Raw genomic sequence first — 20,973 nt, 5'->3', positions numbered from 1 at the left:
ACTTTTGCGGGGCTGCCACGGCTCGGGGGCTGTTGCACTATGGCCGCTTGTCTGACGCATGGAGACGCCGCGATGCCGCGCCTGAAACCCCTGGCAGCCCTCGGTCTGCTCGCACTGTTCGGTTATCAGTACAGCTTCGCCGAAGACCGGCAACTGGCCACCGAGCTGGGCCCTTTGAACGTTCACACCGTCGCCGAAGGCCTGGCCAATCCCTGGGCCGTGGCCTTTCTGCCGGATGGCCAGGGCTATCTGGTCAGCGAGCGGCCTGGCGCATTGCGCCGGGTAAGCGCCGAGGGCGAGGTGTCGCAGCCGCTGCGCGGCGTACCCAAGGTGTTCGCCGTTGGCCAGGGTGGCTTGCTCGACGTGGTGTTGTCGCCGGACTTCGCCAAGGATCGCCTGGTCTATCTGTCCTATGCCGAGGAGGGCGACGGCGCGGCAGGTACGACCGTCGGGCGCGGCAAGCTGTCGGCTGATGCCTCCGCCCTGGAAGGCTTCGAGGTGATCTTCCGCCAGCAACCCAAGCTGTCCAGTGGCGCGCACTTTGGCTCGCGCCTAGTGTTCGACCGCGATGGCCATCTGTTCATCGCCCTGGGCGACAACAACAATCGCCCCGCCGCGCAGGACCTCGACAAGCTGCAGGGCAAGCTGGTGCGCATCTTACCGGACGGGCGCATCCCCGAGGACAACCCCTTCGTCAGCCGCGACGGCGCGCGTGAGGAAATCTGGTCCTACGGCCATCGCAACCAGCAGGGTGCGGCACTCAATCCCTGGAGTGGCCGCTTGTGGACCCATGAGCATGGCCCGCGTGGCGGCGACGAAATCAACGTTCCCGAAGCGGGCAAGAACTACGGCTGGCCGCTGGCGACGCACGGGGTCAACTATTCGATGCTGGCAATTCCCGAGGCCAAGGGCAAAACCGTGGAAGGTACCGAGTCACCGCATCACGTCTGGGAAAAATCACCGGCCATCAGCGGCATGGCCTTCTACGATGCCGAGCGTTTCCCGGCCTGGCAGCACAACCTGTTCATCGGCGCACTTGCCGGCCAGGCACTGATCCGCCTGCAGCTCGATGGCGACAAGATCGTGCATGAGGAACGTCTGCTGCAATCGCTCAACGCACGGGTACGCGACGTACGGCAGGGGCCGGACGGCTATATCTACGTGCTGACGGATGCGCCGAAAGGGCAGTTGCTGCGCCTGGGGCTGGCGAGCGAATAATGAGGGAGGGGCTGGGTGCGCAATGCGCACCCGAAGCGATCACTTCTTGCTGATGGTGATCTGGCGAGTGCCGCCGTAAGTCTGGCCGCTGACGCCCTTGGCGATCTGCTGGATCTCGCCGCCGCCCTGCAGGAAGGCTGCAATCTGCGCCTCGATGGACTCGCGGGTTTCCACGGCTGGGGCGGGTTTGCTGACTTTGCTGGAGGAGGACTTCACGCGCAGGGTGGCCATGACCTTGATCTCTTTCAGAAGGGCGGCCGGCCATTATGCCTCAACCAGCTCCTTTCTGCTTGGTTAATCGCTCTGGTGAATAGCATAAGGCTGCGCCTGGCCAGCTTTTCGCGGCAACTTATGGCTTGTTTCCCAGTCACTTACACCACCATTCGACCGGCCGTCGATTCGCTACGACGCCGGCCCGGTCGCGGATTAACTCGGGTAGAATGGCCGGCTGTTTTGGTGAGGTGAAACGCGATGGCCTTGATTGGGCGGATGAATTCTTTGCAGGTGGTCAAGCACACCGACTTCGGTCTGTATCTGGACGGCGGTGCGGATGGCGAAATCCTCCTGCCCAAGCGCTATATCCCCAAGGACACGCCGAGCGAAGTCGATGACTGGCTCAACGTGTTTCTCTACCTCGACAGCGAAGACAAGCTGATCGCCACCACGTTGAAACCGAAGATCCAGCTCGGTGAGTTCGCCAGCCTCAAGGTGGTGGACATCAACCGCGTCGGCCTGTTCTTCGACTGGGGCCTGCCCAAGGACCTGCTGCTGCCGCATTCCGAAGAGAAGCGCCCACTGCAGATCGGCGACTACTGTGTGATCTACCTCTACCTGGACAAACGCACCCGTCGCCTAACCGCCACCGCGCGTCTTGATCGCCACCTGGACAAGGTGCCGGCCAACTACCAGGTCGGCCAGGAAGTCGACCTGCTGGTGGTCGAGCGTACCGATCTCGGTTTCAAGGCCATCATCGACGGCAAGCACTGGGGCCTGATCCACAAGAACGAGCTGTTCAAGTTCATCCGCAGCGGCATGCGCGAGAAGGGCTACATCAAGGAACTGCGTGCCGATGGCAAGATCAGCCTGAGCCTGCAGCCCATCGGTCACGAAGCCGCCAGTGGCCTGGCCGAGCAGATCATCGAACGACTGTGTGCGCAGGGTGGCGTGCTGGCGCTGGGTGACAAGAGCCCGCCGGAACTGATCTCCGAGCATTTCCGGGTCAGCAAGGGCAACTTCAAGAAGGCCATCGGTGGCCTCTACAAGCAGGGCCTGATCCGCATCCACGACGACCGCATCGAGCTGCTCGACAGCTGATGCTCCAGCGACTTGAGCGCGAGCGTGGCAACTCGCATAATGCCGACGTTTTCCCGCCGGTGTAGCTCAGTCGGTAGAGCAGCGCACTCGTAACGCGAAGGTCGCAGGTTCGATTCCTGTCTCCGGCACCATTTCCAGCAAAGGGTCAGCTTCGGCTGACCCTTTGTCGTATCAGCGCTGAAAATTCCCTCGCGTTGCTGTCAAAGCCGGTGTGATGATGATTTTCGGCTCAGGCGCGTGACGTCTGGCCCTGACTCAGATGGGAGTTGCTCATGTTCATTCGTTCCCTCGTATTGATCCTGGCGACGGCGTTCGTCAGCGCTGCGTTCGCCGATCAGCCGCAGACCATTCGCGTCATTCCCAAGAGCTACGTCAGCCCCGGCGCCAGTGGCAGCGTCTCGGGCTCGTCCAGTTATCAGCAGCACAATCTCTACGGTGGGCAGCGTCTGCCGCAGGGCAGCGTGCGTCAGGAAAGCAGCTATGGCAGCTATTCCAGCGAAAGCCGTGGGGGCATCCGCCAGAGCACCGAATATCCGGGCGGGCTGATCATCGAGCGTCAGCCCGGCAGTGGCAGTTACCAGCAGCAGCGTAGCCGCTGACGCCTCAGTGGCTAGCGGCAGTCTTGTTTGGGCCGCTCGGGGCGTCGGCGATAACCGCACGATTGCGCCCCTCGCTCTTGGCGCGATACAGGCACTCATCGGCGCGCTGCAGCCAGCTCTCCCAGTGCTCGCCACTATGCAGAATGGCGCCGCCGATGGAGACGGTCACCGCGCCGCCTGGGCTTTTGAGCTCCTGCGCCACCCAACTGAGCAGATTCTGCGCCGCGGCCTGCAGGCCCGTCTGGTCGGTGTTGGGCAGCAGCAGGAGAAACTCCTCGCCGCCAAAGCGGAATAAGCGATCTTCCTTGCGTGAGCAGCGCTTGATCAGCTCGACGAAGGCCACCAGCACCTGGTCGCCGACGTGATGACCGAAGCGGTCGTTGATCTGCTTGAAGTGATCCAAGTCCATCACCAGCAAGCCGTAGCTGTCACTGTGACGGCGATGGCTGGCCATGGCGATCTTCAGTTCTTCGTTCATCGCCCGGCGGTTGCGTGCGCCAGTCAATGGGTCATGAATGGCCAGCGATTGCAGCTGGTCGCGCTGGGTGCGGGTGCGGAAGGCGAAGATGAAGCTGAGCACGCTGGCCATCATGCAGGTGACCAGGAACGACACCATCTGGTAGTGGCTTTCGAACACGCTGCCGGGTACCAGCAGGGCGTGGCTGACCAGGCTGACCAGCACCAGTGCAGTGGCCAGCAGGGCTTTGCCAGGGGTGACCATGAAGAAGTTGAAGAGGATCAGCGGATAGATCCAGAACAGGCCGTTGACCCCCAGGTTGATGGCGATCAGCGTGGCACCGACAGAGAACACGGCCGCCAGGTAGATACCGGGCTTGACCGTGTCGCGGGTGACCCAGGCATAGAGCACGGCGAACAGGGTGGAAAAGACGATGACGGTGTCGGCGATACCGACCAGGTAGTTGCCGTGTAGCAGGCGGTAGACGGCATAAGGCGAGATACCGATGACCCCGAACAGCCCCATCAGGGTGATGATCGATAGCTGGAAATCGTTGCGCAGGCGCTTCAGCAAGCGAGCGGTCTGGGTAGCCATAGCGTTTCTTTTCGTTGTTATGGAACAAGCATGCAGAGCTTTGACCGCTAATGGCAAGGGGCATTCCTGAGCAAAGTGCCAGTATTTTCGCCCAGACCGACAGGCTGCTCAGTGGATGCGCAGCGAGACAAGCGATTTGTTGCGCTGATAGCGGATCAGTCGCACGGCCAGCTCGGTCGGCAGGCTTTGACAGTCCTCGAAGCCCAGGCGCTGATAGAAGCTGCGCAGCTCGGGATGACAGAACAGCCAGACGGGCTCGGGATGCAGCGCCAGGCTGTGGCTGAGCAGCGCTGCCGCCAGGCCTTGGCGCCGCAGCGTGGGGGCGACGAACAGGCCGGTCAGCCACTGCCCGCCCGCTACAGGGCGAAGGCTCAGGGCGGCGACGATCTCGCTGGCGCTTTGCGCCACCCACAGTTCATCCCCCGCCTGGCTGCGCATCGGCGAGCGGTGGTCGCGGTAGAACTTGTCGACCAGCGGTCGCAACTGGAGGGGCAGGTGGCGAAAGCGCGTGGTGATCATGGGTTCAGGCGGGAAGGATCTGGCGACTTATTTAAGCATCGCATTTTGGTTAACGGTTGCGCATTTACGGCCTTGCGGGCGGTGACAGCCCGTTCGTGGCGCCGCATCATGGGCAATCGCATTTTGCTCAAGGATTCGCCGCGTGTCTCAGCCTTCCCCTGTATCCGTGGTCTTCGCTGCGCAGAGCGTTGCCGGCCAGGTACGCACGCATAACGAGGATGCCCTGGCCTGCCGTCCCGATCTGGGGCTGTGGGCGCTGGCCGATGGCATGGGCGGGCACGCGCGTGGCGAGGTGGCCAGTGCCCTGGCGCTGGAGGAACTGGTGGGCGCCCTGCAACAGGGCGAGGAACTGCCTGCTGCGGTGCAGGCCGCCCATCTGGCAATCGTAGCGGCGGCGCAGCCCGCTGCGGGCGAGGCTGGCATGGGTAGCACCCTGGTTGCCGTGCGCCTGGACGGGGATGTGTTCGAGCTGGCCTGGGTCGGCGACAGCCGCGCCTATCGCATCGGCAGCGAACATATCGAGCAGCTCAGTCACGACCACAGCTGGGTCCAGGCCATGGTCGACGTTGGCCGGATGAGCGCCGAGGAGGCGCGTGAGCACCCGCGCCGCAACGTGATTCTGCAGTGCCTGGGGCAGGTCGGGCAGGCGCCTGAAGTCGGTCTGCTGCGGGTCCGACTGGCGCCGGACGAACTGCTGCTGCTGTGCAGCGACGGGCTGACCAACGAGCTGGACGACGCTGCCATCCAGCGCTGTTGCGCTGAGGCGGCCACGCTCGAAATGATGGTCGAGCAACTGGTGGGGCTGGCCAATAGCCATGGCGGCAGAGACAATATCAGCTGTATCGTCCTGGGCCTTGGCCCGGCTGCCGAACCCCGTGAAGCGTCGCCCCTCGGCCTGCTGCGCAAGCTGTTCAAATCCCTTCAACCCTGAGCGCCAGTCGAGCCGCATGAGTCAGCCCACCATCAGCGTACCCGGTTACAGCATTCACCACCGCCTCGGCAAAGGCGGCATGGCCGAGGTCTATCTGGCTACCGAACAGGCGCTGCAGCGCCAGGTGGCGCTCAAGGTGCTGCTGCACCGCGAGGACGCAGCCTTCACCCAGCGGTTCATCAAGGAAGGCCATACAGTCGCCTCCCTGCAGCATCCTTCGATCATCACCATCTACCGCATCGACCAACTCGACGATGGCCGCCATTTCCTCGCCATGGAGTACCTGGCAGGCGGCGATCTGGCTCAGTACAAGGGCCAGACTCTGGAGCCGGCGCGTGCGCTGCGCATCGTCCGGCAGATCGCCAGCGCCCTGGCGCTGGTGCACGACAAGGGCCTGGTGCACCGCGACATCAAACCGGGCAACATCCTCTTTCGCGACGATGGCACCGCGGTGCTCAGCGACTTTGGCGTGGCCAAGGAGCTGCAGCTCGACAGCGAGATGACCCAGTCCGGCATCGCCGTCGGCAGCCCGGCCTACAGCAGCCCCGAGCAGGCGCAGTGTCAGGCGCTGGACGCACGCAGCGACATCTACAGCCTGGGCGTGATCCTGCTGGAGATGCTCAGCGGGCATAACCCCTTTCGCGGCAGTAACTACACCCAGACCCTGATGAACCAATTGCAGCTACAGGCGCCGCCGCTTCCGGAGTCGCTGGGCGAGCTGCAGTGGCTACTCGACCGCATGCTGGCCAAGGACCCGGAAGATCGCTTCGCCGACTGCCACGTGCTGCTGGCCAGCCTCGATGAGCTGCAGGACGCCGATCAGGGCCAGACCCGTCTGAGCCCGGCTGTCAGCCTGCCGCCTCGTCCCTCCCGGCGGCGCTGGCTGCCCTGGGCCGTGCTTGGCCTGCTGTTGCTAGCCGTGAGTAGCGCAGGTGGCTACTACTGGCAGCTGCAGCAGCGCATCGCCGGGTTGCTCGCGCTGGCTGAAACGCGTTTGAGCGAGGGGCACCTGCTGACCCCGGCGCAAGACAACGCCGACTACTATTTTCGCCAGACGCTGGCTCTGGACGAGGACAACCAGCAGGCCAACGACGGTCTGCAGCGCGTGCTGCAGGCCCGTATCCAGCAGTATCTCGACCTGGCCGAGCAACGCCTCGGTGAGGGTTTGCTGATCCTGCCGGAGGACGACAGCGCGGTGCATTACTTCCGCCAGGTGCTTGGCTGGGAACCGGACAACCTGCTGGCCCGGGCTGGCATCAACCGGGTGGCGCAGCGTTTCATCGAACAGAGCGAGGCGGCCTATGCACGGCGCGAATACAACCTGGCGCTTGAGCATATCAAGCAGGGTCTCGAGGCCGAGCCAGACAACGAACGCCTGCTGGCGCTCTACGACGGTCACCTGCAGCGCGTGCGCAGCAGCCAGGCGGCGAGTCGGCCGCGCAGCGCGCCGCCGGTCCAGCAGAACCCGATCAAGCGCTTGCTGAACAATCTATTCGACTGACCCGAGGCGACCACGATGCTCAGACTGCAGTTCCTGGATAACCGCCAAGCACCCATCTGGCTGACTGATGAACGCCTGACCATCGGTCAGGACAGCCGTAACCAGCTGGTGCTTGGCGATGCCGGAATCGCCAGCTTCCACGCCGAGATCCGCCAGGATCACGGCTACTACTACCTGAGCGATGCCGGTCAGGGCGCCACCTGGGTCAACGACCAGCGCGTCGGTACACGCTTTCAGCTGCGCGACGGTGATCGCCTGCGCCTGGGCGCCGTCGAACTACAGCTGGTCGACCCGGCGAAAAGTGCGGCCAGACGCGAGGCTGCCGCGCCACGCTGGTTTCTGCAGGTGATCCAGGGTGAGCACCAGGGGCGCAAGTTTCATATCCACGGCTCGATGACCTTCGGCCGTTCGAGCAAGTGCGAGTTGTGCTTCAGCGATCTGGAACTGTCGCGCCGGCATTGCGAGTTCTTTCTCAAGGACGACGTGCTGGAGGTCAAGGATCTTGCCTCGGCCAACGGTGTATTGGTCAACCAGCAGAAGGTCAGGACCGCCGTGCTGCAACCGGGCGATCAGTTGAAGATGGGCACGGTGACGCTGCTGGTGATCGGGCCGCAGGTGAGCGTGAGCGATGCGCCCGACGAGGATGCCACCCAGTTCATGCGTGTGGCGGACCTGCCGCCGGCTTTGGCTGCCAAGGCGGCTGGCGGTGGCGCCACGCAGATCGCCCCGGCGCCGCAGGTAGCAGCGCGTGCCAGCGCCAAGGCAGCGCCGGCGGCGGCCAATCCGCTGCGTGCGGCTCAGGCCAAGCCGGCCCCCCTTGCCGCGCCACCTGCGGCCAGTGCGGGCAAGCTGTGGCTGGGTGGGATCGTACTGCTGCTGATCGGCGTAGGCCTCGGTGCTGTCGCCATGCGGCTATTGGGCTGAGGCGGGGCGCGTCACCCGATAGAACCGGCATGGCGGGTTGCACCCGCCCTACGGGGTAGCGCTCGTGTCGTAGGGCGGGGGTACCCCGCCGTTGTGGTCCCGGTGGGTTGGTGCGCACCGAATGCCTCGAAACACGCTGAATCTCAGGCCGGCGTCAGGCGTCGCCGCTCCGCACGGATCTCCGGCAAATCGCTGCGGCGCAGATAGACGCGCAGCGGCTCGCTAAGATTCACTCGGTCATCGATGCGTTGTTCCTGTAGCCAGGCCAGGCGCTGGCGATCCAGGCGCATCAGTTCGCCCTCGTCAGCGTGCCAGACGTATTCGCAGGTAGGCGTGATGGTGTCGGCCGGTACGTCGAGACCGAAGCTGTCTTCGGAGAATCGCAGCAGGTACTGCTCGGTCTTGGCGTTGAAGCCGACGAAACCCTGCAGCTGGTCGGCGGCCTCGCAGATTTGGGCGGACGTGATACTCATGGCAAACCTCGTTTCCTGTGGGGTTTGCAGGCAAGGCGAATGGTTTTGTTTATCGGCGCAGCCTAATCGCTGGTGTTGTCACCCGCGTTGTCGTGGATCAAGAAACTGCCGTCAGCGGTTTTGATGCCGTGAGCGACGCTCTTACACAGACGGCAGCCGTTTCAGGGCCGGCAGCACCTGATCGCGCAGCAGTGGCGCCAGGTCATCGGGCAGGGGCTGGGCGGTGTCGAGCCAGCGCAGTTCTTCCAGCTCTTCGAGCAGCTCACGTTCGAGCGCCGACAGTGCGTCTTCGTCCGCTTCACGTTTACCGCCAGGCAGCATGAAGAATCGGGTGTTGCGCTTGCGCACGAGCAGCAGGCGGCCTTGTTCGTCGAACAGGCAGGCTGCGGCGATATGCAGGGTAGTTTTCATGGGGGCAGGCACTGAGCGGATGGCGTCTCCGGCGAAACTGCGCAACGCAAGTTGCAAAGCTTCGCCCCGGGGCGGGGCTCCTACAGGGGCTGAAGCCTTGCCTGACGTGGGCGCCGGTTCAGGGCGCCCAGCGAACATCAGCCAGCGAGGCCGACATAGACGTTCTGCACGTCGTCGTGGCCATCGATGGCCTCGAGGAAGGCTTCGACTTCTTCCATCTGCTCCGGCGTCAGGCTGTTTACCGGGTTTTTCGGGCGGTAGCCGAGCTTGGCCGAGTTGACGGTGAAACCCTGTTCCGGCAGTGCCTTGCACACGGCGTCGAGGTCGGTCGGGTCGGTGATGAACAGGGTCGAGCCCTCGTCATCGGGCACGAAGTCCTGGGCGCCGGCTTCGATGGCCGCCAGCTCCGGGTCAGCGCCTTCTTCGGTAGTGGCTTCGATCAGGCCAACGTGGTCGAAGTCCCAGCTGACCGAGCCGGAAGCGCCGAGCTGGCCCTTGCGGAACAGCACGCGAATCTCGGCGACGGTGCGGTTGACGTTGTCGGTCAGGCACTCGACGATCACCGGCACCTGATGCGGGGCGAAGCCCTCGTACTGGGTGCGCTCGTAGTTGATTACTTCACCGGAAAGGCCCGCACCTTTCTTGATGGCACGCTCCAGGGTGTCCTTGGGCATAGAGGCTTTCTTGGCCTGGTGCACGGCCAGGCGCAGCTTGGGGTTCATGTCCGGGTCGGCGCCGTTACGCGCGGCGAGCATGATTTCCTTCACCAGCTTGCCGAAGATCTTGCCTCGGGCATTGGCGGCTGCTTCTTTGGGTTTGGCTTTCCACTGGGCGCCCATCTGGGGTCTCCTGGCCGAGAAGTGAGTCGGCGTCAGGCCCTGGTACGCCTGACGATCGGATAGGCTGCGGATTCTAGTGCCTTGCGCGGCTATCGGCACCTGCAATTTCAGCCGGCGGACTCAGAGGTAGCGCCAGATCAACTGTACGCCCGCCAGCAGAATGCCCAGCCGGGCGATGCGGTAGAACCACAGGTGGTTGACCCGCGATTGGAGCCACAGGCCGCTCCACACGCCCAGTGGCACGATGGGAGCGAGCATCAGACTGAGCAGCAGGTTTTCCTGGGTGAACTGACCCAGCGCCGCGTAGGGAAACAGCTTCGCCGCGTTGGTCAGCAGGAAGAACAGGTTGATGGTGGCGACGAAACGCACCTTTTCCAGTTGCTGCGGCAGCAGGTGCATCATCACCGGCGTGGGCGACGAAACTGGTGAAGCCGGCCAGGCTCGACAGCAGTGTGCCGCGTCCTTTATGCAGCGGGCGAGGTGCCTGGTTGCCAACTACCGGGCCGAGCCCGACGAAGATAATGGCGATGGCGCCGATCAGCAGGCCGATGGCGCGTTCGTCGAACAAACCGAAAGTCATCGAGCCGATGGCGATGCCGATGACCGCGCCCGGCAACATGACCTTGAGATTGGCCACATCCCACTTGCCCCAGTAGGCCTTGAGGCCCACCACATCGGCCAGGCAGAGAATTGGCAACATCACCGCCACCGCCTGTTTCGGCGACGTGGCCAGTGCCAGCAACGGCACGGCGATGCCGCCCAGAGCGCCACCGAAGCCACCCTTGGACAGCCCGGTGAGAAACACTGCAGGCAAGGCGAACAGAAGGAAATCGTGCAGAGTCATGGGTTTGGCGTGCCACTACAGAAGCGCGCAGGTTAGCAGCCGGCAGTGGCTGTGTGGCTTTTTTCCTCGGCCTCTGTGTCTGTCTGCTGCGGGGTGAGGCTGTTCTAATGCCGGCTCACTCAATTCGAGGTTTGTGCTCATGACGCCCAAGGATCTGCTGCTGGCGCTGCTGGTGATCATCGTCTGGGGGCTGAACTTCGTGGTGATCAAGGTCGGCCTGCACGGCATGCCGCCGATGCTGATGGGCGCTCTGCGTTTCATGCTCGCGGCGTTTCCGGCGATCCTCTTCGTGCGCCGGCCGCAGGTGCCGCTGCGCTGGATGCTGGCCTATGGCATGACCATTTCAGTGGGGCAGTTCGCCTTTCTCTTCTACGCCATGTATGTCGGCATGCCGGCTGGCCTGGCGTCGCTGGTGCTGCAGTCGCAGGCGTTCTTCACTCTGTTTTTCGCTGCGCTGTTTCTCGGCGAGCGGCTGCGCGGCAGCAACCTGTTCGGCCTGCTGGTGGCGGCCAGCGGCTTGGTGTTGATCGGTCTGCAGGGCGGGCAGGCGATGACCCTGGCCGGCTTTGCCCTGACCATCGCCGCTGCCTCGATGTGGGCGCTGGGCAACGTGGTCACACGCAAGCTGGGCAAGGTCAATCTGGTCGGCCTGGTGGTCTGGGGCAGCCTGATCCCGCCGCTGCCGTTTCTGGCGTTATCGCTGTGGCTGGAAGGCCCGGAACTGATCAGCCAGTCGCTGCGTAGTCTCAGCCTGGACTCGCTGCTGGTACTGGCTTACCTGGCATTCGGTGCCACCATTCTCGGTTACGGGCTCTGGAGTCGTCTGCTGTCGCTTTACCCGGCCAGCCAGGTGGCGCCGTTTTCGCTGTTGGTGCCGGTGGTGGGTATCAGCTCCTCGGCGCTGCTGCTGGGCGAACGTCTCGGCGGATTGCAGATGGTCGGTGCGGCGCTGGTCATGGCCGGTCTGCTGATCAACGTCTGGGGCGGGCGCTTGCTCGATAGCTGGCGGCAACGGGCTCCAGGGGCTGTTTGACACGCTTGTGGCGGGTACGATACGACAGATTCTGTCGCATGCCAGTGAGTTAAGCGAAGAAGATGAGTGTGTAGGAGCCAGCTTGCTGGCGATCCGGTGTATGCAGCCTACTTACACAAGGCATCGCCGGCAAGCCGGCTCCTACGGACTTATAGCGCTGAGGGCGGTGTTTACGGAATCAACATTAGGCTTGCGGAGGCTGCTCCGGCAGGCGTTCGAGGATCTGATCCAGGCGTTGCTGGATGCGTTGGTCGATCTTCTCGTGCAGGCGCATGATTTCCAGTTCGGCGCGCAGGTTCACCTCGAAGTCCAGGCGTGCTGCCAGGCGATCCTTCGCCGCCTGGCGGTTCTGGCTCATCATGATGATCGGCGCCTGGATGGCGGCCAGGGTCGACAGCATCAGGTTGAGAAAGATGTAGGGGTAAGGGTCGAAGGCCATGCCGAAGTGCGAGAGCACGTCGGTGTTGATCAGCATCCAGCCGAGCATGGTCAGCGAAAAACAGATGATGAAGGTCCAGGAACCGCCGACGGCGGCGACCCTGTCCGAAAGCCGTTCGCCGAAGCTCGACTGCTCATCCGACGCATCGGCAGCGTCGCGGCTGATGGGGCGGCGCTGGCGGATTCGTTCGAGCACATGGCTTTCTTCCGGCTCCAGTTCGTGGGGGGCTTTGCCGAGCAGGGTCTGGGCGAGTTTTTGCAGCGGGTGCGAGGTGTCGTTGCTCATCGTGACTGCTCATTTATGGCTGACAGTAGCAGGGATGCTGAATCGCTCCGGCCGACTTGTCACCTGTCCGCTGCATCCTGGCGTGTTGCACTTTCCAGGCGGTTGCGACCATTGGCCTTGGCCCGATACAGCGCCTGGTCCGCTGCGTCGATCAGGCTCAGGGCGCTTGTGGCGCTGTCCTGGTGGCCGGGGCTCAGGCTGGCCAGGCCGATACTCACCGTAATTCTCTGGAATGGACTGTTCTCATGCGGCAGTGCGCTGCGTTGCAGGTTTGCCATGAACGCGAGAGCGATGGCTTCGGCGCCCTCGCTACTGGTGTTCGGCAGAATCACGGCCAGCTCTTCGCCGCCGTAGCGTGCCGCCAGGTCGCCGGGGCGACGCATGCAGCGCTGGAGCAGGTCGGCGACGCTGCGCAGGCATTCGTCACCTGCCAGGTGGCCGTAGTGATCGTTGTAGCGCTTGAAGTGGTCGATATCGAGCAGCATCAGGGTAAGGTCTGAACCCTGGCGCTGCGCACGGCGAATTTCCACTTCCAGCGCCTGGTCGAAGCTGCGGCGGTTGGCCAGGCCGGTCAGGGCGTCCTGCGAAGCCAGTATTTCCAGGCGGGCATTGGCGTCGAGCAGTTCTTCCCGGGCGCTGAGCAGTTGGCGCTCGGCGCGCGAGCGACGGTGCATGTCGACAAGTAGCCGCTGGCCGATGATGGCGACGGCGAGCAGCAGGATCAGAACCACCGTGGCGAACAGTCGTGCATCACGGCGCCAGGCCGTTAGCGCCTCATCGCGGCCCAGCGCGACCCCGGTGATCAGCGGGAGGTTGCTGTTATGGCGGAACGCGCACAGGCGCTCGATGCCATCGATGCTGGAGACCTCTGTGGTCGTGGCCTGTTGCTGTGCGCGTACTATCTGAAAGATCGGCGAGCTCGACCAATCCAGGCCCACATCCTGTTCACGGAAAGGTTGGCGAACCAGCAGGGTGCCATCACTGGTTGAGAGGCTCATCGTGCCTTGCTGGCCCAGATCGAGGCTGCCGAACAGCTGGAGGAAATGCTCCACGCTCAACGTGATGGCCACCACGCCGGAGAAATTGCCGTCGGTATCGTTCAGGCGCCGGCTGACGGTGAATATCCACCCGTCCGCCAGGCGGCTCTTGATGGTCGGGCCGATGAACGTCTCGGGCGAGGGATTGTCGCGATGATGGATGAAGAACGCACGATCGGCGGCGTTCGGGCGCGCATTGATATCGCCCCGCGATACCAGCAGGCGGTCACCCTTGGCGTTGTAGATGATGATGGTGCTGGCCAGCTTGAACACCCGGCTCTGTTCCTGCACGACCTGCTGCAGGCGATCAAGATGTGCCCGACCCTTGCCTTCCTGCTCCAGGCGTTCTGCCAGCTCCACCAATATCAGCTCGGATTGGCGAATCACCCCTTCGCTGTAATTGTCCAGGGCACGCGCCAGGTTGAGATTGGCCACGTTCACCTGATGCAGGGCACGCTCGCGGGAGAACCAGATTTGCCAGGCCGTCAGCAATGCCAGCGACAGGCATATGAATACCAGCAGGATAAAGGTGAGCCGGGTACCGCGTTTCATAAAGCCAGAGCCCTGCCGTGGGACTGAATAGCGTGGGCAACGGAAAAACCACCGGCGGGTTAATTCCAGTCAGTTAAGGCTGTACGCGTTTGGCTCCCCTCCCCCGTTTACGGGAGAGGGGCTGGGGGAGAGGGCCGAAATACCGCGAAACGGCCATCTACCCCTCTCCGAACGTGCCTCGCCAGAGGGGCGAGGGGACTGATCGTAGGCAGTCGGCGCTTAACTGATCAGCATTAACCGGCGGGTGGCTTTTCCATTGCGAGAGAATCAGTCCTGACGGCTGGTGACTTCCAGCAGGTGATAACCGAACTGGGTCTTGACCGGGCCTTGCACCACGCCGACCGGCGCGCTGAAGACCACGGTATCGAATTCCTTGACCATCTGGCCCGGGCCGAACGAGCCCAGATCGCCGCCGCTGCGGCCGGACGGGCAAGAGGAGTTGTCTTTGGCCAGTTGGGCGAAGTCGGCCCCACCTTCGATGGCGGCTTTCAGTTCGTTGCACTTGTCTTCGCTGGCAACCAGGATGTGGCGGGCAGTGGCGCGGGCCATGGGAGTACCTCCTATCAATGAAGGTGCAGAGCCTAGCGCAATCGCCTCGACAAGCAAACGGTCGGCCGTTCGTCCACCTGTCAGGAGCCGTTTCGGCGTCTGGCTTGTCCCATCTTCTGTAAGTGGGCATCTGCCCTGAACTCAGGCTTCACTGAGGAGACTTGCGGATGAACACCCTGAGCATCGACGGTTGGCGCAAGGCCGACAATGACAGCAAATCCATCCCTATCGGCATTCTGCAGTTCTATGTCAGCGAGTCGGAGCACTTGCGCCTGGAGCAGGCTGAGGAGCAACTGCAGCGCAGCGGCGTCCGGGACGCGATGATCGACGCAGACATGCGACGTTGGAGCTGGTCATGTCGGAGGGCTTCGGCCCACTGAGTGAATGCAAATGGCGCGTCTACATTGGCGGCGAAGAGGGGCGTGGCCAGTTTCATCTGGTCGGCTACAGCGCCGAAGATGGCTGCCTGATCTACAGCAACGCGGTAATGGTCGATCTATTGGGTTGACCGCTATTGGCAAACCCTTGCCTCGGGGTGGCAAGTCCATGCCGCGACGTCGTATGAAAGCCTCGTATTTACTGGTCTGCAGCGGCTGGCCCGGAATCTGCTATGCATCAGGCGAACGGATTTCGCGGAGGCCTCATGACCAGTATCAACAACAGCACGCCTGCCATGCTCAGCTACTACGGTAGCCAGCTCAACAATCGCTCGACTGCGACCAGCGGCGAAGCCAACGGTCAGGCCAGTCAGGATCCAGTTGCCGACTTGCGGCGTTTTGCCAAACAGGTGGTGGCGCGCAGTGAGGGTGGACTACTACGCGCGATGAATGGCGGCGCAGCGCAGCCCAGCAATACCGTGCAGCGCAGTGGTGACAGTCAGCCGACTAGGCCTTCGGTGATTCAATTGCCGGATGTGACGCAGCTCGATCGCGACGATGCCGCCAAGCTGCTGGCGCAGGTGCAGAAGATGGTGGATGCCGGCATGGATGGCAGCGTGCGCATCGCCGGTTACAACGACGACCAGCAGACCGACTCGCTGGAAACCTACCGCCAGTGGCTGCAGGAAAAGGGCGGAGTCAGCATCTACGTCTGATCCGCAGCCGTTCAGCCCAGAATGGGTTCTACGTCCTCTCGGGTGATCACCCGGTTACGCCCGGCGCGCTTGGCCGCGTAGGTGCGCCTGTCTGCCGCCAGCATCAGCTCGTCCAGTGATTGCCCATCTACCCCGAAACAGGCCACGCCAGCGCTCAACGTCATGTGCAGCGTGGTTTCATCCACCGTCAGCGATTGCGCAACCAGGCGTTCGCGCAGGCTTTTGGCGATTTCCCGAGCTTGCGCTGCCTTGCTGCCTGGCAGCAGCACCGCAAATTCCTCACCGCCCAGGCGGCAGAACAGATCATTGACCCGTAAACGCTGCGCCAGCACCTTGGCGAAGTGAACCAGGGCACGGTCACCGACTTCGTGGCCAAAGCGGTCGTTGATCTGCTTGAAGTGGCCGATATCGACGAATACCAGCGAAAGCGGCGTGCCATTGCGCAACGCATGGGCACGCTCACGCTCGAATACCTCGGCCAGCTTCAGGCGGTTTGGCAGGCTGGTCAGAGAGCCGGTGGTCGCCTGCTCGGTCAGGCGCTGCTCATTGAGCAGGCGGCTGCGCTCGTAGATGTGCGCGAAAATCATCACCGCCAAGCTGGCGAGGCCGAGATTGGCGATGATCTCGACGTTTTGCAGCAATTCATCGGACGAAAACCGCTGACTGAAGACGAACAGGCCGACACCGACGAACACGATCGAGCCGTACATCCCCAGGCGCAACCCCAGTAATAGATAGCAGATGATCGGAATTGTCTGGATCCAGGCGAACACCGCGAAGGTAGTGGTGGTCTGAGACAGCGCCACAATCATGATGCTGAAGAACGGCAGCAGGTAAATTGCGGTCAATAGCTGCAGGTTGCGTGTTTTATCGATGATGGTCAGCAGATACAGCGACACCGCGGCATAGCCGATCTCCAGGCCGGCCAGCAGCCAGTTGTCGTGCAACAGATTGACGACCGAGAAGAACAAACCGCCGCTCAAGGTGATCCATAGCAAGGCTTTGAGGACCAGGCGGCGATGTTGTTCGTTCTTGGCGAAGTAACCGGGTAGCAGTGTTCTCGAGCGGGAGAGACAAATGCGTAAATTGTTCGATGACGGCAGAGGGCGTCATGCAGGAACCCTGCCGTTCGGCCGCGATCCCAGTGTACGCGGGCGTTCGATGGGATCAGGAAACCGGCCATGATCCTGCGCCGGAAATTGCGTCAGAATCACGACGTTAGTTGGGAGAGGGCGGTATGACAACAATGGACAAATGGGGGTGGCAACGCTGCCTGCTGGCGCTGCTGCTGATGGGCATTTGCGGCGCGGCCCAGGCCGCTGAGGACCTTGCGCTGATCGAGATGATCAACAGCTATCGTAGCGAGGTGCAGCGCTGTGGCGTTCAGGCCTCCGAGCCACTGCCGCCGTTGACCAACGATCCACGCCTGATCCTGCCTGCCAACGGCACCGCGGATCTGCAGGATTCGCTGAGCGCGGCTGGTTACCCGTTGGTTAACGTACAGGCCATCACCCTCTCCGGCCCGCGCAATGCGCAGGCAGCCATGCAGGCATTGAGCGAGAGTTTCTGCCGCGTGCTGCTCGATCCGCAATTCATCGACATCGGCGTCAGCCAGCAGGATCGCGACTGGCGCATCGTGCTGGCACGGCCGCTGCTCAGTGGGCGCCTGCAAACCTGGCAGACCGAGGGGGAAAGTCTGCTCTTGCTGATCAACTCTGCCCGCGCCGAGGCACGCCAATGCGGTGACCAGCACTTCGCTGCCACCGCGCCGCTGGTATGGAATGCCGAACTGGGGAGCGCCGCCGAGAGCCACAGCCGAGCCATGGCCAACGGCAACTTCTTCTCCCATCAAGGGCGTGACGGCCTGACGCCGGGTGACCGCGCGGAACTGGCGGGGTACAGCGGTACCAAGGTCGGCGAGAACATCGCCGCGGCGCTGGATACCACCGCCAAGGTGGTCGAGGGCTGGCTGGCCAGCTCCGGGCACTGCGCCAACATCATGAACCCGGAGTTCAGCGAGCTAGGCGCAGCCTACGCCAACGACCCGCAGAGCGATGCCGGCATCTACTGGACGGCGTTGTTCGGCGGGCAATGAGTGAGCGCCGGCTTCAGTTGACGCCGAACACCTGGGCCAGGTGCTGCTCGTAGCGTGCCACGTCGTGCTCGATGTTCGGCACCTTCATCACGTCGTTGCAGATGAAGGTGGGCAGACCAGTCATGCCCAGGAACTCGTTGGCCTTGTGGAAGGGGAAGTACACCGCGTCCACGCCTTTGCCTTCGAAGAAATCGGTCGGGTCCTCGAAGGCCTGCACCGGGGCGTTCCAGGTCAGTGACAGCATGTACTGCTTGCCCTGAATCAGCCCGCCGCTGCCGTACTTCTGCGATGCATCGGAGCGGGTACGGCCGTCGTTGGCATACAGGCTGCCGTGGCCGGCGGTGAACACCTCGTCCAGATACTTCTTCACCGTCCAGGGTGCGCCCATCCACCAGCCGGGCATCTGGTAGATCACCACATCGGCCCAGAGGAATTTCTGTACTTCTTCTTCCACGTCGTAGCCGCCGTCGATGAAGGTGGTCTTGACGTCGAAGCCGGCGCGGTCGAGGAAGGCCACCGCCGCGTCGTGCAGGGTGCTGTTGTACTGGCCGTGGGAGTGGGCGAACGCTTTGCCGCCGTTGAGCAGGAGGATCTTTTTCATGGGGGTTCTCCAAAAATGTGGCGGCAGGTTATCGGGCCCTGCGCGTGCGAAACACCCCGAAGTGATCAAATAATTGTTGACTGAAAGTCATGAAAATATCGCCGAATGCTGCGTTAAGGTGAGGCATCTTCCCGCATCGAGGCGCTTGCATCCATGTACGGCTTCATCCTTCACGCGCACACCAGATCCGAGCAGGCCGAGGCCTTCGAGCAACTGTTCCGTGCTTACGTCGAACCCAGCCGCGCCGAACCCGGTTGCGTCGAATATCACATGCTGCGTGACGCCCAGGACCCGACCCTGTTCATCTTCTACGAGGTCTGGGCGTCGCCGGAGGCGCTGGCCGAACACACGGCACTGCCGCACATGCGCAAGTTCCATGACCAGCGCATGGACTATCTGCGTCGTGATTTCGAGATTCGCGAGATCGAGATGCTTAGCCCGGCGAGTGCCGCGCGGGCCTAGTTCGCGATCCGTAGGAGCCAGCTTGCTGGCGATTGTTGTGGTAGTCCGGATGCAATCCGGGACATACAGGCGCATGCCCCGGATTGCACCCGGGCTACCGGGAACTGGCGAGGCTGGGCTCAGTGGCTATAGCCCGGCTTCTGGCGAATGGTCTTGAGCAGGTCGTCCGGGCTGATGTGGCCGACCACCTGGGTCGCGGCGCTGCCCGGCTGCGGCAGATCGAGGATATGGCCCTTCATCTTGCCGATCACGTGCATCTCGCACGGCTTGCAGTCGAACTTCAGGGTCAGCACTTCATCGCCGTGTACCAGCTGCATTGGCGCCACCTTGGTGCGCACGCCGGTGACGCCCTTGGCCTGCTTCGGGCACAGGTTGAAGGAGAAGCGCAGGCAGTGCTTGGTGATCATCACCGGCACTTCGCCGGTTTCCTCGTGGGCCTCGTAGGCGGCGTCGATCAGCTGCACGCCATGGCGATGGTAGAAGTCGCGCGCCTTCTGGTTGTAGACGTTGTAGAGGAACGACAGGTGCGACTCCGGGTACACCGGCGCCGGCTCGGTCTCGGCCTTGCGGCTACCACGCGGATGGGCGGCCACGCGCGCTGCGGTCAGCGCCTCGATGGCCTCGCGGCGCAGCGCCTTGAGTTGCGAGTTGGGCACGAAGAACGCTTGCGGCGCATCCAGCGTCACGCTCTGGGCATGGTAGATGGTGGTGCCTAGCTGGGTGAGCAGGTCGCGCAGGCCATCGAGCGCCTGTTCCGGCTTGTTGGCGACACCGAACGGGCCGGGCAGGGCGACGTCGACGCTGATGTCTTCTTCGCTGGTGGCGGTGAGCTTGAGGGCGTCTTCAAGCAGCTCGGCCTTCCAGCTCACGCCGATACGACGTTCGGCGCTGGTGCGTTGCAGCGCCTGCTGCCAGTTGTGGTCGAGGTTGCGCGAAAGCGGATGATTCGGGCGCAAGCGGAACATGCCCTCGGGCATCTCGTTGGGCTCGACGCGGTAGCGGTAGCGCTTCTCGCCGTCTTCCTCGAACTCACCTTTCAACTCGGCGATGTTGGCGCGGAAGCCGACCACCTCGCGTTTGACCAGCACGTTGAGGCCGTCGCCGTTGGACAGCGGTTCATGGGTGACGGCGATCAGGTCGCGCTTGTTGACCTTCTCCACGCTGCCGACCAGCAGGCCAGTGAAGGTCGGCGAGTCGAAGGCGCCGATGTCCACCTTGCGCTCGGTGACGAAGTAATCGGTGCTGCCACGGTGGAAGGTCTTGTCCGGGTCGGGCACGAAGAAGTGCGCGGTGCGGCCGCTGGAGGCGCGGGCCAGGTCCGGGCGATTCTCGAGAATGGCGTCGAGCTCGCGGCGGTAGTGGGCGGTGATGTTCTTCACGTAGGCCACATCCTTGTAGCGGCCCTCGATCTTGAACGAGCGCACGCCAGCCTCGACCAGGGCGCGCAGGTTGGCGCTCTGGTTGTTGTCCTTCATCGACAGCAGGTGTTTCTCGTAGGCGATCACGCCGCCTTGTTCATCCTTGAGGGTGTAGGGCAGGCGGCAGGCCTGCGAGCAGTCGCCGCGGTTGGCGCTGCGCCCGGTCTGCGCGTGGGAGATGTTGCACTGGCCGGAGAAGGCCACGCACAGCGCGCCGTGGATGAAGAACTCGATGGACGCGTCTGTGGCATCGGCAATCTGGCGGATTTCCTGCAGGTTCAGCTCGCGCGCCAGCACCAGCTGGGAGAAGCCGGCCTGGTCGAGAAACTTGGCCCGTTCAAGGGTACGGATATCGGTCTGGGTGCTGGCATGCAGCTCGATGGGCGGAATATCCAGCTCCATCACCCCCATGTCCTGCACGATCAGCGCATCCACGCCCGCGTCGTAGAGCTGGTGGATCAGCGTGCGCGCCGGCTCCAGCTCATCGTCATGCAGGATGGTGTTGATCGTGGTGAACACCCGCGCGTGATAGTGGCGGGCGAACTCCACCAGTCTGGCGATATCGCTCACTTCGTTGCAGGCATTGTGCCGCGCGCCGAAGCTCGGGCCGCCGATATAGACGGCGTCGGCGCCATGCAGAATGGCCTCGCGGGCGATCTCGACGTCACGCGCAGGGCTGAGCAGTTCCAGGTGGTTCTTGGGCAAGGACATGGTGTTTTCTTTTATCAGGCTGGCACACGGGCAAGGCGCGCATTGTACCGGGCTGATGGCCTGTGGGCACTCGT

The 20,973-nt window shown here is 63.1% G+C and carries 22 protein-coding genes, 1 tRNA gene and 2 pseudogenes; 12 read left to right on the top strand and 13 right to left on the bottom strand.

What is annotated here, in order from left to right:
* The first annotated feature begins 72 nt into the window (after window positions 1-72).
* Window positions 73-1,218 carry a PQQ-dependent sugar dehydrogenase gene (locus DBO86_RS16125; RefSeq protein WP_108234203.1) on the top strand — a complete coding sequence of 382 codons (1,146 nt, stop codon included), beginning with the start codon at window positions 73-75 and terminating at the stop codon, window positions 1,216-1,218.
* A gap of 39 nt (window positions 1,219-1,257) precedes the next feature.
* Here DBO86_RS16125 and DBO86_RS16120 read toward each other — a convergent pair whose 3' ends face one another.
* Entirely contained in the window at window positions 1,258-1,449 is a 192-nt protein-coding gene (locus DBO86_RS16120) for a hypothetical protein (RefSeq protein WP_003462311.1), read from the bottom strand.
* Between the two features lie 240 nt (window positions 1,450-1,689).
* Here DBO86_RS16120 and DBO86_RS16115 point away from each other — a divergent pair, with 240 nt between their 5' ends.
* The 3 genes from DBO86_RS16115 (at window position 1,690) to DBO86_RS16105 (ending at window position 3,131) form a co-directional block, all read left to right on the top strand.
* Entirely contained in the window at window positions 1,690-2,532 is an 843-nt protein-coding gene (locus tag DBO86_RS16115; protein ID WP_108234202.1) for a CvfB family protein, read from the top strand.
* A gap of 55 nt (window positions 2,533-2,587) precedes the next feature.
* Window positions 2,588-2,663, top strand: a tRNA-Thr gene (locus DBO86_RS16110).
* Between the two features lie 141 nt (window positions 2,664-2,804).
* Entirely contained in the window at window positions 2,805-3,131 is a 327-nt protein-coding gene (locus DBO86_RS16105; protein ID WP_108234201.1) for a hypothetical protein, read from the top strand.
* Between the two features lie 4 nt (window positions 3,132-3,135).
* Here the strand turns inward: DBO86_RS16105 and DBO86_RS16100 are convergent, their stop codons facing one another.
* Window positions 3,136-4,182, bottom strand: coding sequence for a GGDEF domain-containing protein (locus DBO86_RS16100; RefSeq protein WP_108234200.1), 1,047 nt, complete (start codon window positions 4,180-4,182; stop codon window positions 3,136-3,138).
* A 108-nt stretch (window positions 4,183-4,290) separates the two neighbouring features.
* Window positions 4,291-4,701 carry a GNAT family N-acetyltransferase gene (locus tag DBO86_RS16095; RefSeq protein ID WP_108234199.1) on the bottom strand — a complete coding sequence of 137 codons (411 nt, stop codon included), beginning with the start codon at window positions 4,699-4,701 and terminating at the stop codon, window positions 4,291-4,293.
* Window positions 4,702-4,843: 142 nt separating this feature from the next.
* On the opposite strand from DBO86_RS16095, the gene DBO86_RS16090 reads away from it, so the two are divergent.
* From DBO86_RS16090 to DBO86_RS16080, 3 genes are read left to right on the top strand one after another with little or no spacing between them, the layout of a single operon-like run.
* Window positions 4,844-5,632, top strand: coding sequence for a PP2C family protein-serine/threonine phosphatase (locus DBO86_RS16090; RefSeq protein ID WP_108234198.1), 789 nt, complete (start codon window positions 4,844-4,846; stop codon window positions 5,630-5,632).
* A 16-nt stretch (window positions 5,633-5,648) separates the two neighbouring features.
* A complete protein-coding gene (locus DBO86_RS16085; protein ID WP_108234197.1) occupies window positions 5,649-7,133 on the top strand; it encodes a serine/threonine-protein kinase in 1,485 nt (494 codons plus the stop codon).
* 15 nt (window positions 7,134-7,148) lie between these two features.
* Window positions 7,149-8,057, top strand: coding sequence for an FHA domain-containing protein (locus tag DBO86_RS16080; RefSeq protein WP_108234196.1), 909 nt, complete (start codon window positions 7,149-7,151; stop codon window positions 8,055-8,057).
* Window positions 8,058-8,200: 143 nt separating this feature from the next.
* Here the strand turns inward: DBO86_RS16080 and DBO86_RS16075 are convergent, their stop codons facing one another.
* The 4 genes and pseudogenes from DBO86_RS16075 to DBO86_RS16060 form a co-directional block, all read right to left on the bottom strand.
* Window positions 8,201-8,530 carry a DUF2025 family protein gene (locus DBO86_RS16075; RefSeq protein WP_104728046.1) on the bottom strand — a complete coding sequence of 110 codons (330 nt, stop codon included), beginning with the start codon at window positions 8,528-8,530 and terminating at the stop codon, window positions 8,201-8,203.
* Between the two features lie 141 nt (window positions 8,531-8,671).
* A complete protein-coding gene (locus tag DBO86_RS16070) occupies window positions 8,672-8,941 on the bottom strand; it encodes an NUDIX domain-containing protein (RefSeq protein ID WP_084342021.1) in 270 nt (89 codons plus the stop codon).
* Window positions 8,942-9,078: 137 nt separating this feature from the next.
* Window positions 9,079-9,780, bottom strand: a complete 702-nt coding sequence (locus DBO86_RS16065) for a YebC/PmpR family DNA-binding transcriptional regulator (RefSeq protein WP_003462289.1) — start codon at window positions 9,778-9,780, stop codon at window positions 9,079-9,081.
* 120 nt (window positions 9,781-9,900) lie between these two features.
* Window positions 9,901-10,624 (bottom strand): annotated as a pseudogene (locus DBO86_RS16060) (sulfite exporter TauE/SafE family protein).
* Window positions 10,625-10,763: 139 nt separating this feature from the next.
* Between DBO86_RS16060 and DBO86_RS16055 the strand changes: the two are divergent.
* Complete coding sequence (locus DBO86_RS16055) at window positions 10,764-11,657, top strand: EamA family transporter (protein WP_084342018.1); 894 nt, start codon at window positions 10,764-10,766, stop codon at window positions 11,655-11,657.
* Window positions 11,658-11,841: 184 nt separating this feature from the next.
* On the opposite strand, the gene DBO86_RS16050 is transcribed toward DBO86_RS16055, so the two are convergent.
* From DBO86_RS16050 to DBO86_RS16040, 3 genes are all read right to left on the bottom strand, one after another.
* On the bottom strand, window positions 11,842-12,381 hold the full coding sequence (locus tag DBO86_RS16050; RefSeq protein WP_003462278.1) for a DUF1003 domain-containing protein: 540 nt from the start codon (window positions 12,379-12,381) through the stop codon (window positions 11,842-11,844).
* A 59-nt stretch (window positions 12,382-12,440) separates the two neighbouring features.
* Window positions 12,441-13,970, bottom strand: a complete 1,530-nt coding sequence (locus DBO86_RS16045) for a GGDEF domain-containing protein (protein WP_108234195.1) — start codon at window positions 13,968-13,970, stop codon at window positions 12,441-12,443.
* Between the two features lie 267 nt (window positions 13,971-14,237).
* A complete protein-coding gene (locus DBO86_RS16040) occupies window positions 14,238-14,519 on the bottom strand; it encodes a peptidylprolyl isomerase (RefSeq protein ID WP_003462270.1) in 282 nt (93 codons plus the stop codon).
* A 167-nt stretch (window positions 14,520-14,686) separates the two neighbouring features.
* Between DBO86_RS16040 and DBO86_RS16035 the strand changes: the two are divergent.
* Together DBO86_RS16035 and DBO86_RS16030 are read left to right on the top strand one after the other, a co-directional pair.
* Window positions 14,687-15,027, top strand: a pseudogene (locus tag DBO86_RS16035) (hypothetical protein).
* 135 nt (window positions 15,028-15,162) lie between these two features.
* On the top strand, window positions 15,163-15,612 hold the full coding sequence (locus DBO86_RS16030; RefSeq protein WP_108234194.1) for a hypothetical protein: 450 nt from the start codon (window positions 15,163-15,165) through the stop codon (window positions 15,610-15,612).
* Between the two features lie 11 nt (window positions 15,613-15,623).
* Here DBO86_RS16030 and DBO86_RS16025 read toward each other — a convergent pair whose 3' ends face one another.
* Window positions 15,624-16,667, bottom strand: coding sequence for a GGDEF domain-containing protein (locus tag DBO86_RS16025; protein WP_104728062.1), 1,044 nt, complete (start codon window positions 16,665-16,667; stop codon window positions 15,624-15,626).
* A gap of 182 nt (window positions 16,668-16,849) precedes the next feature.
* On the opposite strand from DBO86_RS16025, the gene DBO86_RS16020 reads away from it, so the two are divergent.
* Window positions 16,850-17,707: a CAP domain-containing protein gene (locus tag DBO86_RS16020; RefSeq protein ID WP_003462261.1), complete on the top strand. Its 858-nt coding sequence runs from the start codon at window positions 16,850-16,852 to the stop codon at window positions 17,705-17,707.
* Window positions 17,708-17,720: 13 nt separating this feature from the next.
* On the opposite strand, the gene mdaB is transcribed toward DBO86_RS16020, so the two are convergent.
* The gene (gene mdaB / locus DBO86_RS16015) at window positions 17,721-18,308 is read right to left on the bottom strand and encodes an NADPH:quinone oxidoreductase MdaB (protein WP_059391261.1); all 588 of its coding nucleotides are present in this window, start codon (window positions 18,306-18,308) and stop codon (window positions 17,721-17,723) included.
* Between the two features lie 153 nt (window positions 18,309-18,461).
* On the opposite strand from mdaB, the gene DBO86_RS16010 reads away from it, so the two are divergent.
* Window positions 18,462-18,770: a putative quinol monooxygenase gene (locus DBO86_RS16010; RefSeq protein ID WP_003462257.1), complete on the top strand. Its 309-nt coding sequence runs from the start codon at window positions 18,462-18,464 to the stop codon at window positions 18,768-18,770.
* A gap of 119 nt (window positions 18,771-18,889) precedes the next feature.
* On the opposite strand, the gene DBO86_RS16005 is transcribed toward DBO86_RS16010, so the two are convergent.
* On the bottom strand, window positions 18,890-20,899 hold the full coding sequence (locus DBO86_RS16005) for a peptidase U32 family protein (RefSeq protein ID WP_108234193.1): 2,010 nt from the start codon (window positions 20,897-20,899) through the stop codon (window positions 18,890-18,892).
* Window positions 20,900-20,973: the final 74 nt, after the last annotated feature.

Source organism: Ectopseudomonas oleovorans, from assembly GCF_003052605.1.
In the GTDB taxonomy this organism is placed as follows: domain Bacteria; phylum Pseudomonadota; class Gammaproteobacteria; order Pseudomonadales; family Pseudomonadaceae; genus Aquipseudomonas; species Aquipseudomonas oleovorans_A.
The sequence above is the reverse complement of the archived record's forward strand: the minus strand, read 5'-3'. Positions and strand labels throughout refer to the sequence as shown.

What these genes read in the sequence shown, in the direction of transcription:
- DBO86_RS16050 (WP_003462278.1), bottom strand. Translation starts at nt 12,381, where the DNA reads ATGAGCAACGACACCTCGCACCCGCTGCAAAAACTCGCCCAGACCCTG.
- DBO86_RS16085 (WP_108234197.1), top strand. Translation starts at nt 5,649, where the DNA reads ATGAGTCAGCCCACCATCAGCGTACCCGGTTACAGCATTCACCACCGC.
- DBO86_RS16020 (WP_003462261.1), top strand. Translation starts at nt 16,850, where the DNA reads ATGACAACAATGGACAAATGGGGGTGGCAACGCTGCCTGCTGGCGCTG.
- DBO86_RS16070 (WP_084342021.1), bottom strand. Translation starts at nt 8,941, where the DNA reads ATGAAAACTACCCTGCATATCGCCGCAGCCTGCCTGTTCGACGAACAA.
- DBO86_RS16040 (WP_003462270.1), bottom strand. Translation starts at nt 14,519, where the DNA reads ATGGCCCGCGCCACTGCCCGCCACATCCTGGTTGCCAGCGAAGACAAG.
- DBO86_RS16115 (WP_108234202.1), top strand. Translation starts at nt 1,690, where the DNA reads ATGGCCTTGATTGGGCGGATGAATTCTTTGCAGGTGGTCAAGCACACC.
- mdaB (WP_059391261.1), bottom strand. Translation starts at nt 18,308, where the DNA reads ATGAAAAAGATCCTCCTGCTCAACGGCGGCAAAGCGTTCGCCCACTCC.
- DBO86_RS16055 (WP_084342018.1), top strand. Translation starts at nt 10,764, where the DNA reads ATGACGCCCAAGGATCTGCTGCTGGCGCTGCTGGTGATCATCGTCTGG.
- DBO86_RS16120 (WP_003462311.1), bottom strand. Translation starts at nt 1,449, where the DNA reads ATGGCCACCCTGCGCGTGAAGTCCTCCTCCAGCAAAGTCAGCAAACCC.
- DBO86_RS16080 (WP_108234196.1), top strand. Translation starts at nt 7,149, where the DNA reads ATGCTCAGACTGCAGTTCCTGGATAACCGCCAAGCACCCATCTGGCTG.
- DBO86_RS16010 (WP_003462257.1), top strand. Translation starts at nt 18,462, where the DNA reads ATGTACGGCTTCATCCTTCACGCGCACACCAGATCCGAGCAGGCCGAG.
- DBO86_RS16030 (WP_108234194.1), top strand. Translation starts at nt 15,163, where the DNA reads ATGACCAGTATCAACAACAGCACGCCTGCCATGCTCAGCTACTACGGT.
- DBO86_RS16075 (WP_104728046.1), bottom strand. Translation starts at nt 8,530, where the DNA reads ATGAGTATCACGTCCGCCCAAATCTGCGAGGCCGCCGACCAGCTGCAG.
- DBO86_RS16125 (WP_108234203.1), top strand. Translation starts at nt 73, where the DNA reads ATGCCGCGCCTGAAACCCCTGGCAGCCCTCGGTCTGCTCGCACTGTTC.
- DBO86_RS16005 (WP_108234193.1), bottom strand. Translation starts at nt 20,899, where the DNA reads ATGTCCTTGCCCAAGAACCACCTGGAACTGCTCAGCCCTGCGCGTGAC.
- DBO86_RS16045 (WP_108234195.1), bottom strand. Translation starts at nt 13,970, where the DNA reads ATGAAACGCGGTACCCGGCTCACCTTTATCCTGCTGGTATTCATATGC.
- DBO86_RS16095 (WP_108234199.1), bottom strand. Translation starts at nt 4,701, where the DNA reads ATGATCACCACGCGCTTTCGCCACCTGCCCCTCCAGTTGCGACCGCTG.
- DBO86_RS16105 (WP_108234201.1), top strand. Translation starts at nt 2,805, where the DNA reads ATGTTCATTCGTTCCCTCGTATTGATCCTGGCGACGGCGTTCGTCAGC.
- DBO86_RS16100 (WP_108234200.1), bottom strand. Translation starts at nt 4,182, where the DNA reads ATGGCTACCCAGACCGCTCGCTTGCTGAAGCGCCTGCGCAACGATTTC.
- DBO86_RS16065 (WP_003462289.1), bottom strand. Translation starts at nt 9,780, where the DNA reads ATGGGCGCCCAGTGGAAAGCCAAACCCAAAGAAGCAGCCGCCAATGCC.